This window comes from Leucobacter alluvii (genome assembly GCF_039530485.1).
Lineage (GTDB): Bacteria > Actinomycetota > Actinomycetes > Actinomycetales > Microbacteriaceae > Leucobacter > Leucobacter alluvii.
The window spans coordinates 60,533-75,185 of sequence record NZ_BAAAOP010000002.1; the positions used below are offsets into that span (position 1 = coordinate 60,533).

At 70.1% G+C, this 14,653-nt stretch carries 13 protein-coding genes; 8 read left to right on the forward strand and 5 right to left on the reverse strand.

Annotation, left to right across the window (positions count from 1 at the left end; genetic code table 11):
- Positions 1–10 precede the first annotated feature (10 nt).
- Both ABFX18_RS01850 and ABFX18_RS01855 read left to right on the forward strand, forming a co-directional pair.
- Positions 11–2,251 carry an acyltransferase family protein gene (locus ABFX18_RS01850; protein ID WP_346057184.1) on the forward strand — a complete coding sequence of 747 codons (2,241 nt, stop codon included), beginning with the start codon at positions 11–13 and terminating at the stop codon, positions 2,249–2,251.
- A 70-nt stretch (positions 2,252–2,321) separates the two neighbouring features.
- Entirely contained in the window at positions 2,322–3,233 is a 912-nt protein-coding gene (locus ABFX18_RS01855; protein ID WP_346057185.1) for a methyltransferase family protein, read from the forward strand.
- 158 nt (positions 3,234–3,391) lie between these two features.
- Here the strand turns inward: ABFX18_RS01855 and ABFX18_RS01860 are convergent, their stop codons facing one another.
- Positions 3,392–3,838 (reverse strand): MmcQ/YjbR family DNA-binding protein, encoded by a 447-nt coding sequence (locus ABFX18_RS01860; RefSeq protein ID WP_346057186.1) that lies wholly within the window; start codon positions 3,836–3,838, stop codon positions 3,392–3,394.
- 211 nt (positions 3,839–4,049) lie between these two features.
- Between ABFX18_RS01860 and ABFX18_RS01865 the strand changes: the two genes are divergently transcribed.
- Genes ABFX18_RS01865 through ABFX18_RS01875 form a run of 3 tightly spaced genes read left to right on the forward strand, consistent with a single transcriptional unit; the run spans position 4,050 to position 8,195 of the window.
- Positions 4,050–4,973, forward strand: coding sequence for an ABC transporter ATP-binding protein (locus ABFX18_RS01865; RefSeq protein ID WP_346057187.1), 924 nt, complete (start codon positions 4,050–4,052; stop codon positions 4,971–4,973).
- Complete coding sequence (locus tag ABFX18_RS01870) at positions 4,970–6,022, forward strand: iron-siderophore ABC transporter substrate-binding protein (protein WP_346057188.1); 1,053 nt, start codon at positions 4,970–4,972, stop codon at positions 6,020–6,022. The genes ABFX18_RS01865 and ABFX18_RS01870 overlap by 4 nt, the downstream gene beginning before the upstream one ends.
- A 16-nt stretch (positions 6,023–6,038) precedes the next feature.
- A complete protein-coding gene (locus tag ABFX18_RS01875) occupies positions 6,039–8,195 on the forward strand; it encodes an iron ABC transporter permease (protein ID WP_346057189.1) in 2,157 nt (718 codons plus the stop codon).
- A gap of 18 nt (positions 8,196–8,213) precedes the next feature.
- Here ABFX18_RS01875 and ABFX18_RS01880 read toward each other — a convergent pair whose 3' ends face one another.
- The 3 genes from ABFX18_RS01880 to ABFX18_RS01890 all read right to left on the reverse strand — a co-directional run bounded on the left by ABFX18_RS01880 (position 8,214) and on the right by ABFX18_RS01890 (position 10,961).
- Positions 8,214–8,999: an alpha/beta fold hydrolase gene (locus tag ABFX18_RS01880; RefSeq protein WP_346057190.1), complete on the reverse strand. Its 786-nt coding sequence runs from the start codon at positions 8,997–8,999 to the stop codon at positions 8,214–8,216.
- Positions 9,000–9,027: 28 nt separating this feature from the next.
- A complete protein-coding gene (locus ABFX18_RS01885; protein WP_346057191.1) occupies positions 9,028–9,504 on the reverse strand; it encodes a hypothetical protein in 477 nt (158 codons plus the stop codon).
- Positions 9,505–9,584: 80 nt separating this feature from the next.
- Positions 9,585–10,961, reverse strand: coding sequence for an NAD-dependent succinate-semialdehyde dehydrogenase (locus tag ABFX18_RS01890; RefSeq protein WP_346057192.1), 1,377 nt, complete (start codon positions 10,959–10,961; stop codon positions 9,585–9,587).
- 174 nt (positions 10,962–11,135) lie between these two features.
- Here ABFX18_RS01890 and ABFX18_RS01895 point away from each other — a divergent pair, with 174 nt between their 5' ends.
- Positions 11,136–11,300, forward strand: coding sequence for a hypothetical protein (locus tag ABFX18_RS01895; RefSeq protein ID WP_176698233.1), 165 nt, complete (start codon positions 11,136–11,138; stop codon positions 11,298–11,300).
- On the opposite strand, the gene ABFX18_RS01900 is transcribed toward ABFX18_RS01895, so the two are convergent.
- Positions 11,288–11,938 (reverse strand): flavodoxin family protein, encoded by a 651-nt coding sequence (locus ABFX18_RS01900; RefSeq protein WP_090145662.1) that lies wholly within the window; start codon positions 11,936–11,938, stop codon positions 11,288–11,290. The two genes, ABFX18_RS01895 and ABFX18_RS01900, sit on opposite strands and share 13 nt — an antisense overlap.
- A gap of 236 nt (positions 11,939–12,174) precedes the next feature.
- Here ABFX18_RS01900 and ABFX18_RS01905 point away from each other — a divergent pair, with 236 nt between their 5' ends.
- Together ABFX18_RS01905 and ABFX18_RS01910 are read left to right on the forward strand one after the other, a co-directional pair.
- Positions 12,175–13,590, forward strand: a complete 1,416-nt coding sequence (locus ABFX18_RS01905) for a hemolysin family protein (RefSeq protein ID WP_346057193.1) — start codon at positions 12,175–12,177, stop codon at positions 13,588–13,590.
- Entirely contained in the window at positions 13,587–14,633 is a 1,047-nt protein-coding gene (locus ABFX18_RS01910; protein WP_090145665.1) for a hemolysin family protein, read from the forward strand. Before ABFX18_RS01905 ends, ABFX18_RS01910 begins: the two co-directional genes overlap by 4 nt.
- The last annotated feature ends 20 nt before the right edge of the window (positions 14,634–14,653 follow it).

Genomic DNA, 14,653 nt, shown 5'->3' on the forward strand with positions numbered 1-14,653 from the left:
AGGCGATGCAATGTCCCGTTCGACGCCCGCGCAAGCGGCAGCGGCGCCGGTACCGGCAGCGGTAGCGGCCCCCGGAGGCGAGCGTGGCGGCGCGAGCGGCGGCGCGAGCGGCGCATCGGGGGCGGCGTTCGGCGCACCGCCTCGATCGGAGCACCGCGTGCGTCGCGACATTCAGGGCCTGCGCGCCATCGCCGTGGCCCTCGTGCTGCTCTACCACCTCTCCCCCGAAGCCCTTCCGGGCGGGTACATCGGCGTCGATGTGTTCTTCGTGATCTCCGGGTTCCTCATCACGGGTCAGCTGCTCCGCGAGGCCGAGACCTCGGGCACCGTCGATCTCGTGCGCTTCTGGGCGCGCCGCGCCAGGCGACTGCTGCCGGCCGCGCTCCTCGTGCTCGCCGTCACACTGGTCTCGGTCTGGTGCTTCGCACCTCGCGGCTACCTTCCCGAGTTCCTCGCGCAGGTGGCCGCGTCGGCGGGATACGTGCAGAACTGGGTGCTGGCGGCGCAGTCGGTCGATTACATGGCGGCGGAATCCCAGGTCTCCCCCGTGCAGCACTACTGGTCGCTCTCCGTGGAAGAGCAGTTCTACATCGTGTGGCCGCTCGCCGCCGTACTCGCCGTCGCGGTCGCAGCGCGTGTCACGCGGCTCCGCTTCCGTCCCGTCTTCGCGTGGCTCATCGCGTGCGTCTGCGTCGCCTCGCTCATCACCTCGATCGTGCTCACTTCCGCCGCCCCGGCGCAGGCGTATTTCGTGACGACCACCCGGGCGTGGGAGTTCGCGGCGGGCGGCCTGCTGGCCTGGGCGGCGACATCGCGCCGCGCGATCCTCGACCGTCTGCCGGTGCGGGTGCGCAGCGCAGCGGCGTGGGCGGGGCTCGCCGGCATCGCCGCGGCGGCCCTCTGGTTCACGGATGCCACCCCGTTTCCCGGCGCGGCCGCGCTGCTCCCGGTGATCGCCACCCTGCTCATCATCGCGGCGCAGGAGCCCGCCGGAGCAACCGCTCCGACGCGCTGGCTCGGCGCGCCTTCCATGCAGTGGCTGGGCGACATCTCGTACGGCGCGTACCTCTGGCACTTCCCGCTCATCGTGCTGCTGCCGTTCGCGCTCGGGAGGAGCGCCGGCGTGCTCGGCGCGATGGCGGTGATCGGTGGGACGATTCTGCTGGCGTGGGGTTCGAAGGTCTGGGTCGAGGACCCGTTCCGTGCGGAGCTCTCCCGCGACTGGCCCGATGCTCGCGCGCTTGCGATCACCAGCGCCGGCATGGTGGTGCTACTCGCCGGCGCGCTCGTCGGCGTGCACCCGGCCGATCAGCAGGTGGAAGCGGAGCGGAATCGGGTGGCCGTGGTGCTGGAAGATCCCGATCCGTGCCTCGGCGTCTCCGCTCTCGACCCGCAGTCGGGGTGCGAAGCGCTGCCCGAGCAGTTGCCGATTCCCGAGCCGGCACTCGCGGCGGTCTCCCCCGAGCGGTGCCTCAGCCCGCGAGCGGGAACCGCGGTCGAGCCGTGCGAATACGGAGCGGACGCCGCACGCGCAACGCACACGATCGCCCTCGTGGGCGATTCGCACGCGGAGCAGTGGCTCCCGGCGCTCGTGCACCGGGCCGAGCAGCAGCGGTGGCGCGTGATCGTGATGGCGAAGGCGTCGTGCCCGTTCACCGCCGCCGAGCGCGATTTCGCGAGTTCGCCCGAGGCCGAGAACGTGGCGCTGCGCTCCGACTGCGCGGCCTGGAACGATGCGGTCCTGCAGCGCCTCGTCGACGATCCGTCGATCGACACGGTGATGACGGCGGCGAAGTCGACGAATCGGATGGTCTCCGGAAGTGGTGACTGGCGAGCGGCGGCGGAGCGCGGATACGCCGAGCGGTGGCGGGAGCTGCCCCCCTCCGTGCAGCGGGTCCTCGCGATCCGCGACACCCCTCAGATGGCCGAGCGCGTGCTGCAGTGCGTATCCGGCCACGGCACGACGGCGGCCGACGCGTGCGCGGTGCCGATGGCCGAGGCGCTGGGCGCCGACCCTCTCGCCGACGCCGCGGAGTCGCTCTCCACGGCGACGCCTCGCAGCCGAACCGCAGACGCGACGCCGGTCGTCGACCTCGTCGACATGAGCGAGTACTTCATCGTCGAGGATTCGTGCCCGCCGGTGATCGGCGGGGTACTCGCCTTTCGCGATTCGCACCATGTCAGCTGGGCCTACGCCGAGATGCTCGCAGATCCCTTCGCAGATCGGATCTCCGCGGTGTTGCGGGCGTGACGGGCGACCGCCTGCCTGCGCGGCGCGCTGCTGCAGACGCGGTATCGCGCCCGCCTCGTAGACTCGGAGCATGTTCGCGCGCGCGATGGCTCGCTGGTACTTCGGGATGCAGGCAGGCGCCGGCGCGCTGTGGTGGGTCGGCGTGTTCACCGTCCCTGGAGTGCGGCAGGCGACGCTCGGCGGCCTCGACGCTGAGACCATCGCGGTGTTCGACATCCCGCTCTTCGTCGGCGCTTCGGCGCTCGTCGCGGCCGGCGTGCGGTCGGCAGTCTGGGTCGCCGTCCCCTGGACGCTGCTCGTCGCCCTCGGCATGGCCACGTACGCGACGGTGACAGGACTCGGCGGGTGGGGCGCCATCGCGATGGCGGCGGCTGCGTTCGGCAGCATCGGCGCCGGAGCACTCGATCGGTACGGGCGCCTTCCGAGCGACGAGCTGCTCGTCGGTCCGTTCGCGTTCCGTGAGGCGGATCACGCGACGAGCGGCGGATACGTCGCCCGGACCGGGCGCCAGATCATCGTGTTCTGGGGGTGCTTCCTCGGGGTGCTGCCCCTCGTCATCGCCGTGATCGAGGCGCGCTGGGGGGTGAGGATCGCGTTTCCGCTGCTCGCAGCGGTCGCCGGCGGTGCGTGTTTCGCGGCCGGAAGTGCGCTCGGCATCTGGTCGGCGCTCACCATGTCGACCCGAGGTGAGGGCACACCGCTTCCGTCTGCGTCGGCGCGGCGTCTCGTCATCGCCGGGCCCTATCGGTGGGTGCGAAATCCGATGGCGCTCGCGGGCGTGGTGCAGGGCGTCGGGGTGGGGTGCATGCTCGGATCGTGGCTCGTCGTCCTCTACGCGCTCGCAGGCTCAATCGTGTGGAACTGGCTGATCCGACCGCATGAGGAGTCCGATCTGCGCGCGCGCTTCGGCTCGGAGTTCGAGGCCTATGAGCGCGACGTGGGTTGCTGGGTGCCGCGCTCGCCGCGGCTTCCCCGCCGCTGACGAACCGAAGGCGGGCAACGCCGAGATTGATCTGAACTGGCCGCGACGGGGGCCGACACCGCACCGTTGGCCGGGCTCGCGGCCTCCCTCGCGCTCGCCGGAGTCCTCGTGCTGGGCGCACGCGCCGCTCGCCGCACCGCGCGCTGAGATCGCACCGATCAGGGCCGGCCTCGCGACTCGTCCGGGTCCGGGGCCGGCTCAGCGGCGTCACCAGCGATGCTCTCCACGCGGCGGCCGAACGTCGCCGGGTCGACCGGACGCAGGCGCTGGGGCAGCTTCTCGACCACGAGCAGGTACGACTCGGTCACCAGATCGTCGAGCATCTCGGGTTCGAGTGCCCCTCCCCCCGTGAGGGTGATCCAGTGCTTCTTGTTCATGTGGTAGCCCGGATTGATCTCAGCGTAGGCCTCACGCAGCGCCGTCGCGTCGGCGGGGGCGGCCTTGAGCGTCACGATGGGCGTCTCACGCAGATCGGACACCAGCATGAAGACCCTGCCGCACACCTTGTAGACGTCGAACTCGGGGCCGAACGGGTGCTCGAGAGCAGCCCCCGGCAGTTCGTTCGTGCGCGCCGCGGCTCGCTCCTGCAGCATCAGACCGTCCACGGGTCGATTCTCGCGCACCCCGTCGATGCTCGCCAGTGTCGGCGCGCACTCACGCGTTCAGGGCAGTGATCCGCGCGTTCAGAGTTTGCATGGAAATTGCAGAGGCGGACCGCCCGCAACTAGTCTGATGTAAGCAAGGCTGTCCTAAGTTGCACGAGCGACCGAGTCGGAGTCGCCTCGTCCCCGCCCTTTTCGATTCAGGATCCACCGCATGCCATCAGCCAGTTCAGCATCTGCGTCGCGCGAGCCCGTGACCCTGCGCGGCGAGCATCTCGATCTCGCGTACGGCAAGACCGACGTGGTGCGCGACGTGTCGATCACGCTGCGGCCCGGATGCGCGACCGCCCTCGTCGGGCCGAACGGCAGCGGCAAGTCCACACTGCTGCGCGCGCTCGCCCGTCTCCACCCGACGCCCAACGGCGCGGTGACGATCAGGGCCGCCGGGACCTCAGACGCCCGCCCCGTCTCGCTGCTCACCGCCCGCGAGTTCGCCCACGAGGTGACCCTCTTCTCGCAGTCGCGCCCAGCTCCGCAGGGACTGACCGTCGGTGAAGTCGTCGCCTTCGGCCGCCATCCGCACCGTCGCCGCTTCGCCGGCCTCTCCGAGTCAGATCGACGGGCGATCGATCATGCACTCGGTGCCACGGGCGTGCGCGACATGGCCACCCGCCCGGTCGGCGAACTCTCGGGCGGCGAGATGCAGCGCGTGTGGCTCGCGGCATGCGTCGCGCAGGAGACCGGCGCGGTGCTCCTCGACGAACCCACCAACCACCTCGACCTGCGCTATCAGATCGAAACACTCGACCTCGTGCGCGATCTCGTCGAAGAGACCGGTGTCGCCGTCGGCATCGTGCTCCACGATCTCGACCACGCCGCGCGCGTCGCCGACCACCTGATCCTGATGGATCACGGGCGCGTCCGCGCTTCGGGCGTCCCGGCCGACGTGCTCACCGCTGAGCACCTCAGCGAGGTCTACGGCATCCCCGTCGAGGTCGACGTCGACGAACTGACCGGTCGCGTGCGCGTCGACCCGATCAGCAGGCACGCGCCACGATCGCCCAGCGCCGGAAGCCCTGCCGGCATCCCCCACGTCTCATTCACTCCAGCCACCCCCTCCGAGAGGAACCCCGCATGATCCGTACTCTTCGCACCGCGGCCGCGGCCGCGGTCGTCACCGCCGTCGCGTTCACCGCAGCCGGTTGCGGCACGACCTCTGTCGAGGGAGGCGCCGACGACGCGCCTCAGGCGACATCAGAGGCCTGCCAGAACGACTCGACCACGACGTCGACCGGTCCGATCGAGATCACCGACGGCGTCGGCCGCACCGTGCAGCTCGACGCACCGGCCGAGCGCATCGCGGTGCTCGAATGGCAGCAGGCCGAAGACGCGATGACGCTCTGCGTTGCGCCCGTCGCGGTCTCCGACCCCGAGGGGTACGCCACGTGGGTGAGCGCGGAGAAGCTTCCCGAGGACGTGGTCGACCTGGGCACCCGAGGCGAGCCCGACCTGGATGCGCTCTACGGAGCGAAGCCCGACCTCATCATCGTCGAGGCCTTCGAGGCCGACGCCGATATCGTGCAGACGCTCGAGCAGGAGAGCGATGTGCCCGTTCTCGTGACGGTCGGAGCCGACACGAAAGACCCGATCGGCAACATGAAGAACGTGTTCACGCTCATCGCCGAGGCCACGGGCCGCACCGAGCGCGCCGAGGCGGTACTCGCCGATTTCGACGAGCACCTCGCCGACGCGAAGGAGGAGGTCGCCACCGCCGACCTGCCCACGACCGACTTCGTCTACTTCGACGGCTGGATCGAGGGCAGCAACCTGGTGATCCGCCCCTACGGCGAGGGCGCGCTGTTCACCGCCTTCGGCGAAGAGCTCGGCCTCACCCCGGCGTGGTCGGACGACATCGACCAGGCGTACGGCAACGGCGGGGTGGATCCCGCCTACGGCCTCGCGCAGACCGATCTGGAAGGCCTGACGGCCGTCGGCGATGCGAACCTCTTCTACACGGAGGAGGGCGGCTACACCGACGAGCTCGAGAAGAGCGCGATCTGGAACTCGCTCCCCGCCGTCGAGGAGGGCCGTGCGCGCGCATTCCCCTCCGGGGTTTGGGGTGCGGGCGGTCCGCTCTCGGGCCAGCAGGCCGTCGACGCATTCGTCGACGCGATCCTCGAGAAGTAGCGGACACAGGAACGCGATGGCGACGAGCACCGCTCCCGTGACCGCGGGGCCGCGAGGACCCGCGGCTCCGGATGCCGGCACCACTGGGTCCCAGGGCCCGAGGCCGCAGGGACCCGGCCTGCGGAATCTGGGCCTGCGCGGTGGAGCGAGCGGTGTCGCGGTGCTCGTCGCACTGGCGGTCGGCGTCGTTGCCGTCGGCGCCTGGCACATCACCCAGGGAACCTCGGGCGTCGGGGTCTGGGACCTCATGCGCTACGCGGGCGGCGCCCGAGAATCGGTGAACGGCGTCCCGGTGGGCGACGTGCTCACCGGTTCCCGGCTGCCGCGTCTCGCGGCCGGGATCGCCGTCGGAGTCGCGCTCGGAGTCGCAGGCGCGCTGCTGCAATCGATCACGCGCAACCAGCTCGCCTCTCCCGACACGCTCGCGGTGACCGCGGGTTCGTACTTCGCGCTCACAGCAGTCGCGGCCTTCGGGCTGTCGCTGCCCATGTGGGCGTCTGGCGGCGTCGCCTTCGTCGGCGGTCTCGCGGCAGCCGCGCTCGTGCTCACCCTCGCCGGCAGTACCGCTGGTACCGGCACAACCAGACTGATCCTCGCCGGTTCTGCGCTCGCGATGGCGCTCGATGCCGGCACCGCGATGCTGCTGATCCTGTTCAAGGAGAACACCACCGGCCTCTTCGCCTGGGGCAGCGGATCTCTGGCGCAGCTCAACATCGACGCCTCGTTGCGCGCCATCCCCCTCATCGTCGTCGTGCTCGCGGTGGCGCTGCTGCTCGCACGCCGACTCGACGTGCTCGGCCTCGGCGACGACACCGCCTCCGCGGTCGGGGTGCCGATTCGCGCCACCCGACTCATCTCGGTGATCTGCGCCGTGCTGCTCACGAGCACCGCCGTCATGCTGGCGGGGCCCATCGCCTTCGTCGGACTCGGAGCACCCGTGCTCGCACGGCTCATCGCCGCGAAGGTGCGGCCCGTCGCACGGCACGTGCTGCTCATCCCGGTCTCCGGCCTGCTCGGCGCGCTCCTCATCCTCCTCGCCGATGCCGGGCTCCGCGCGGTCCTCGGCGCGGAGGGTGCGACGTCCGTGCCCACAGGAATTCCGACCGCGCTGCTCGGCGCCGTGGTCATCGTGGTGCTCGCGCTCCGCATGCGAGACGCGGGGGGCGTGCGGAACCCGCCCCAGGCGAAAGCCCCCGGGCGCTCCCGCCGCCGTCTCGGCGTCGTCATCGCCATCGCCGGGGTGCTCCTCGTCGCCGCCGCGATCGTCGGGCTCCTCGCGGGCAGCCTGTGGCTGCGAACGGGCGACCTCGCACTCTGGCTGCAGGGAGCCGCTCCCGACCTGGTCACGCGCGCCATCGACGAACGCGTTCCGCGCGTGGCCGCTGCGCTGCTTGCGGGCGCGGCGCTCGCGCTCTCCGGCTGCGTCGTGCAGTCGACCGTGCGCAACCCGCTCGCGGAGCCCGGACTGCTGGGAATCACGGCGGGTGCCGGGCTCGGCGCCGTGATCGCCGTGACCAACGGGGGCGGGCGACCGCTGCTCGTGGCGCTCGCCCTCGCCTTCGGCCTCGCCACGTTCGCGCTCATCGCAGTGCTCTCCTGGCGCGGCGGCATGCTGCCCGATCGCTTCGTGCTCATCGGCATCGGCTGCGGGTACGGCCTGACCGCGCTCACCACGTTCCTGCTGCTGCGCGCCGACCCCTGGAACGCCCCGCGCATCCTGACGTGGCTCTCCGGCACCACCTACGGGCGGTCGCTCCCGGACGTGCTGCCCGTCGCGATCGCGCTGGTGATCGCCCTGCCGATCCTCATCGGGCTGCGCCGCCATCTCGACCTGCTCGCCATCGACGAGGACACCCCGCGCATTCTCGGCATCGGGCTCGAGAAGACGCGCTTCTCGCTGCTCGCCATCGCAGCCGCACTCGCGGCGGTCAGCGTGGTGGCGGTCGGCGTCATCGGCTTCGTCGGACTCGTCGCCCCGCACCTGGCGCGCGCCATCGTCGGCGCCAGGCATACGCGCATCATTCCCGTATCCATGCTGCTCGGCGGCCTGCTGGTCTGCGTGGCCGACACCCTCGGGCGCACCCTCATCTCGCCCGCGCAGCTGCCCGCCGGGCTGATGCTCGCACTCATCGGCGCCCCATACTTCGTGTGGCTGCTGCGGCGCTCGGCCTGAGGCGGGGGCGCACCCCGCTCAGCCGGTGACGGCCTCGCCGAGGAAATCCTCGATGAGCGCCGCGACGAATGCCGGCTTCTCTGCGACGAGACCGTGCGTCGTGCCGGGGATGAGGCCGAGGCGCGCGTTCGGCAGCGCCGCGGCGATGCGCAGCGAGTGGAGCGGTCGCACCGTGTCGCGGTCGCCGGCGAGCACCAGCACCGGCGAGGTGGCGCGCGCGAGGTCGGTCGGGTCGATGTGCGGCTCGGTCGTCCAGAGTCGCATGCACTTCTCCCAGACGGCGTCGGCGTGAGCGGCGCCATCGGGCGACAGGCGCTCGAAGGCTTCGCGCTCGGGGCTCACGCGATCCTGCGCTTCGGGGCTGTGCACCGCGCGGCCGGCCGGCGGCAGTTCCGGCAGGATCGGCCCGTTCACCGCCGGGTCTCGGTCGTAGGCCGAAGGGTCGAGGTTCGCACTGATCGCGGTCAGCGTGCGCACTCGTTCCGGATGCTGCATTGCGAGGAGCAGCCCGATGATCGCTCCGTCGCTGTATCCGACGATGTGGGCGTCGGCGAGATCGTGCGCGTCGAGATAGGCGAGCGCATCGGCGACCCCGCTCTCGTAGGAGTAGCCCCCGGCGATATCCGCGGAACGACCGTGCCCGGGCCGCTCGTAGGCGTGCACGCGGCGCGATGCGGCGAGCGCGCCCGCGATCGGGGCGAGCGACTCGAGCGAGCAGAAGCCGCCGTGGAGCATCACGACGGGCTCGCCCGTGCCCGTGACCTCTTCGTACAGGTCGACGCCGCCGATGCGCACGTTGGCCATTCCCCGTCCCTCCCGTTCGCGTGGGCGTCTACTGCCAGTTCCGGGCGAGGCGGCGCAGCTTGCGCCCACGCCAGCGCCACATCAGGGCGAGCACCGGCCGGAAGAGAGGTGCGAGCGCGCCGCCGATGTGCAGCTCATCCGTCCAGACCGCACGGTGCTCCGAGGCGCGGGATCGCGAGATCGTCATCTCGTGCCGCCACTCCGCGAGCAGTGCGAGCGGTCCCGTGAGCGGACGACCGTGATCGCGCATCGTGCGGGGCCAGTCGGCGCCCGCGGTCGAGGGAAGATCGGTGATCCGGATCAACTGGGCGCCGACCGGCAGCGCGCCGAAGACGCGCAGCCGCGCGCGCATCTCGGTGCCAGTGGTCAGCGCTTCCGGAAACGCGCGTTCGGGCTGCATGACGAGGAACGGCGCGTACAGCTCGGCCGCGACGCTCGGGTCGTGGAGCGCGCGCCAGGCGACGTCAGGCGGGCAAGCGGCTTCGAACTCGGTGCGGATGCGCATGCATCCCAGTCTGCACCCCGCGCATGCGAGCGAGCCGGAGGCGCATCCCCCGACCCGCTCGCAGCACCGCGACGAGAGCGCTACTCGGCGACGAAGAAGAGTCGCTTGTTCGCGAACTCCCCGATGCCGATCGGACCCATCTCACGGCCGAAGCCCGAGCGCTTCACGCCGCCGAACGGAATCTCAGCCGACTCCGCCGCAATGATGTTCACGTGACTCATGCCGGTCTCGAGTCGCGAGGCGACCCGAGTGGCGCGGGCTTCGTCGGTCGAGAATACCGAACCGCCCAGCCCCAGCGCGCAGTCGTTCGCGAGCTCGAGCGCCTCCTCGTCGCTCGACACCCGGTACACCGTGGCGACCGGCCCGAAGATCTCCTCGCCGTACGACTCGGAATCCCGCGGCACGTCGACCAGGACCGCCGGCGAGTAGTACGCGCTCGGCCCCTCGGAGAGCGTGCCGCCCGCGAGCAGCCGCGCCCCCTCGGAGACGGCCTTCTGCACCTGCGCGTCGACGGTCTCCGCAGCTGTGCGCGACGAGAGCGGCACGTACTGGCCCTCCTGGAGATCGAGCTGGTCGCCCGGCTCCAGGCCCTCGGCGAGTCTCACGAGCTCAGCGACGAACTCATCGTAGATGTCGTCCATCACGATGAGGCGCTTGTTCGAGTTGCACACCTGGCCGGCGTTGTAGACGCGGAAATCCCACGCCTGCTTCGCGACATCGGCCACATCGTCGGAGTCGAGCACGACCATCGCGTCGATGCCGCCGAGCTCGAGCACCGCCTTCTTCAGATGCGATCCGGCCTGCGCGCCGATGATCGCTCCAGCGCGCTCGGAGCCCGTGAGCGACACTCCCTGCACCCGCGGGTCGGCGATGATCGTCGCGATCTGATCGTGCGAGGCGAGCACGTTCTGGTATCCGCCGACGGGAACGCCGGCCTCTTCCATGATCTCCTGGATCGTCAGCGCAGAACGCGCGCAGACGTCGGCGTGCTTGAGCAGGATCGTGTTGCCGAGCACCAGGTTCGGCGCTGCGAAGCGCGCCACCTGGTAGTACGGGAAATTCCACGGCATCACGCCGAGGAGCGCGCCCACCGGCAGGTGCTCGATGTACGCCTTCCCCGGAATCGTGCTCGGGATCTCGTAATCGGTGATCAGGCTCGGACCGTGCACCGCGTAGTAGTCGATGATCTGGGCCGCGAACTCCACCTCGTCGATCGATTCGGCGATCGACTTGCCCATCTCCAGCGCGATCCGACGAGCGAGCTCGTCCTTGCGCTCGATGAACAACTCGGCGACCCGTTTGACGACAGCGGCGCGCTCTTGCACGCTCCGCTCCCGCCATTCCCGGTATACGGCGTCGGCGCCCGCGAGCGCCTCCTCGATCTGCGCATCGGTCGCGGCCTCGAACGTCTCGAGAACCTCACCCGTGGCAGGATTCTGCACCCGGTACTTGGACATGGTTATCTTTCCTCCAGATAGGGCGGCGCGTCGACGCGCCAGGATCCGCATGAGATCACGCGGCTCCGCGTCCCACTGTACCCACGCCCCTCGGGAATGCGTGCGCGGCGAACCTCGCCGGGAGTCATCCTCTCGGGGGAGGCGGTGCGCCGCGAACCTGCTTAGGCTCGAACCATGGAACCCCAGGCCCTCATCCTGATCATGACGATCGCCGTTCCCGGCGTTGTCGCCGCCGTCGTCACCGCGCTCAACGCGAAGCGCTGGAACATCGCGATCCGCGCTCAGCGCGCCCGCCGCTCCGCGATGCAGCGCGACGATGCGACGACTCACACGGGGTAGGGCTCGCCCCGCAGCAGTTCCGCGAGGTGCGCGGCATTGGCCGCCGCTGTGCGGATGGTCGTCGCCACCGCCTCCGGCGTCTCGTCGAGCTCGCGGTAATCCGTGCCGCCCATCGCCTGACCGTTCCAGTAGACCGAGGACTGCGCCGGAATCGTGAAGCCGGTGTCGCCGAGCGCCTGCGCGAGAATGCCGCAGATGTGGTGCGCGCCGTCCTCGTTGCCGACGACGACGGGAATCGCGACCTTGCCGAAGAGGGTGGGACGACCCGATGCGTCGGTCGCGGAGATCTCGGCGTCGAGCCGCTCGAGCACGCGCTGCGCGACGCTCGAGTGCTGCCCCAGCCACGTCGGCGTCACGAACACGAGCACGTCGGCCTGCAGCACCGCCTCCCTGATCTCGGGCCAGGCGTCACCCTCACCCATGTCGTTCTCGACGCCGGGGAGGATCCGGTGATCCACCGCGCGGATCGACGAGCCCTGCACCCCGTGCTCCTGCAACTGCTGCAGCACCTGCCCGCCGAGCACGTCACCGCTCGATGGCTGGGGCGACGGCTTCAGCGTGCAGTTGATGAGCAGCGCCCTGGGAGCGGCGATCAAGGATTCGTCATGGGCATCAAAGGTGGTTTCGTATCCTGACATGGGCCGAGACTACGGGCGGGCGCCGAGACGGCATCAGGGGGTTTCGCATTCTGCGCGCTCGCGCTAGCCGCGGCCCCGGATCGCGGCATCCCGCCGAAAGCGGCATGATCCTCCGCAGTTCCGCGTCCTGCAGTCACGGCACTTTCACGGCTGCCACCGCTAGTTTCAGTACTCATGGACGACAGACCCGGTCATAGTACGAAGCTCACCCTTTCAGCGCGCGTTGGGGGTGAGCGATGACAGGGGAAATCTGGGGCCTCCTCGCGGGGGTCCTCTTGACGCTCGGCACGGGCGTCTTCGTGGCGTCCGAGTTCGCACTCGTGAACCTGGACCGGCCGGAGCTCGAGCAGCGCCGCACGCGCGGCGAACGGCGACTCGGGCCCACCATCTCGGCGCTCAAGATCACGTCGACCCACCTCTCGGCGGCGCAGCTCGGGATCACGCTCACGACGCTGCTCGCCGGGTACACCTTCGAGCCGGCGATCAGCGCGCTGCTGCGCGGTCCGCTCATGAACGCGGGGGTGCCAGAGGCGGGCGTCGTGGGCGCCGGCGCGGTCGTCGCGATCGCGCTCGCCACACTGTTCTCGATGATCTTCGGCGAGTTGATTCCGAAGAACTTCGCACTCGCGGTGCCGCTTGCGACCTCAAAGGTCGTCATTCCGCTGCAGATCGCATTCACCTTCATCTTCCGCCCCGTGGTCGCACTGCTCAACGGCACCGCCAACCGGCTGATCCGCTCGATGGGCATCGAGCCGAAGGAGGAGCTCTCTGGGGCGCGCACCGCTGAAGAGCTGAGCTTCCTCGTGCGCCGCTCGGCGCTCGAGGGATCCCTCGACCACGACGAAGCCACCATGCTGCACCGCACCCTCTCCTTCTCATCCCGCACGGCAGAAGACGTGATGACGCCCCGCGTCGTCGCCGAGATGCTGCCCCGCACCGCGACCGCGGCCGAAGTCGTCGCGCGCAGCGTCGAGACCGGCCACTCCCGGTACCCGGTGTTCGATGAGGGCGTCGACGACATCGTGGGCATCGTGCATGTGAAGTCGGCCTACGCGGTCGACTTCGATCGCCGCGACTACACCTCCGTGTCAGAGTTCATGTCAGAGCCCGTTCGCGTTCCGGAAGCCGCGGGAGTGGCCTCGCTGCTCGAGGTGCTGCGGCAGCGCAGCTACCAGATGGCGGTCGTCGTCGACGAGCACGGAGGCACCGCAGGGGTCGTGACGCTCGAAGACCTCGTCGAGGAGCTGCTCGGAGAGGTGCGCGACGAACACGACGCACTCCTCGAAGACGTCGTGGTGAGCGGCGATGAGGTCTTCTTCCCCGCCTCGCTGCGCCCCGACGAGCTCTGGGACCGGCTCGCGATCCGCGTGCCGGAGAGCGAAGAGTACGAGACCGTCGCCGGGTACGTGCTCGAAACCCTGGAGCGCATCCCCGACCTCGGAGAGGAGCTCGTGCTGGCCAACGGCACGCTGCGCGTCGAGGAGTTCGACGGCTCGCGCATCACGCGGTTGCGGTACGCCACATCCGATCGCGAGAGCGACCCAGCGTTCAATACGCGCACCAAGGTGATGGACGCCTTCGAGCAGGGCCGCCAGCCCGCGCAGCCTGGCCAGACCGATCAGCAGAGCCGACGCCAGGGAGTCGAACGATGAACGAGTATCTTCCCGGGCTCATCTGGCTCGTCGTGCTCCTCGTGGTGAACGCGTTCTTCGTCGGCGCCGAATTCGCCGTCATCTCCGCTCGGCGGTCGCAGATCGAACCGCGCGCCGCAGCGGGCAGCAAGGCCGCCAAGACGACGCTCTGGGCCATGGAGCACGCCACCCTCATGCTGGCGACGAGCCAGCTGGGCATCACCGTCTGCTCGCTCGTCATTCTGAACGTCTCGGAGCCGGCGATCCACCACCTGCTCGAGATCCCGCTGCTCGCGTGGACGGGGCTCACCGCGGAAGCCGTATCCGTCACGGCGTTCATCGTCGCGCTGCTGCTCGTCACGTTCTTGCACGTCGTCTTCGGCGAGATGGTGCCGAAGAACCTCGCGTTCTCGGTGCCGGATCGCGCTTCGCTCCTGCTCGCCCCGCCGCTGGTCTTCGTGTCCAAGGTGGTCGGGCCCGTGATCCGGTCGCTCAACTGGATCGCCAACGGCTTCCTCCGCCTCTGCGGCGTGCAGCCGAGAGACGAGGCGAACACGGCGTTCACCATCGACCAGGTCGCGAGCATCGTCGAGCAGTCGACCCGCGAGGGAACCCTGGAGGATACGAGCGGAACGATCTCCGCCGCGTTCGAGTTCACCGAGAAGCACGTCTCCGATGTCGAGGTGCCGCTCGACGCCCTCGTGCGGCTGCCCCTCGATGCGACCCCGCGCCAGGTGCAGCAGGCGGTGTCCGAGCACGGCTACTCGCGCTACGTGCTGCACTCCGCCGACGGTCAGCCCGAGCGCTACCTGCATCTCAAGGACATCCTCGACCTCTCCTCCGCGGCGGAGATCGACGCCCCGATTCCTTCGAGCCGCGCGCGCGACCTGCCCACCGTGGCGGCGGGCGCCGAGGTCGAGGACGCACTCGAGCTGTTGCGCGAGCGCGGTGCGCACATCGCTCGCGTCGGCTCAGAGGCGGGCGGCTTCACCGGTGTGCTCTTCTTGGAGGATATCGTCGAGGAACTCGTGGGCGAGGTCGAAGACACCGCGCACGCGCTGTAACCACCGCGAAGTCCCCGCGA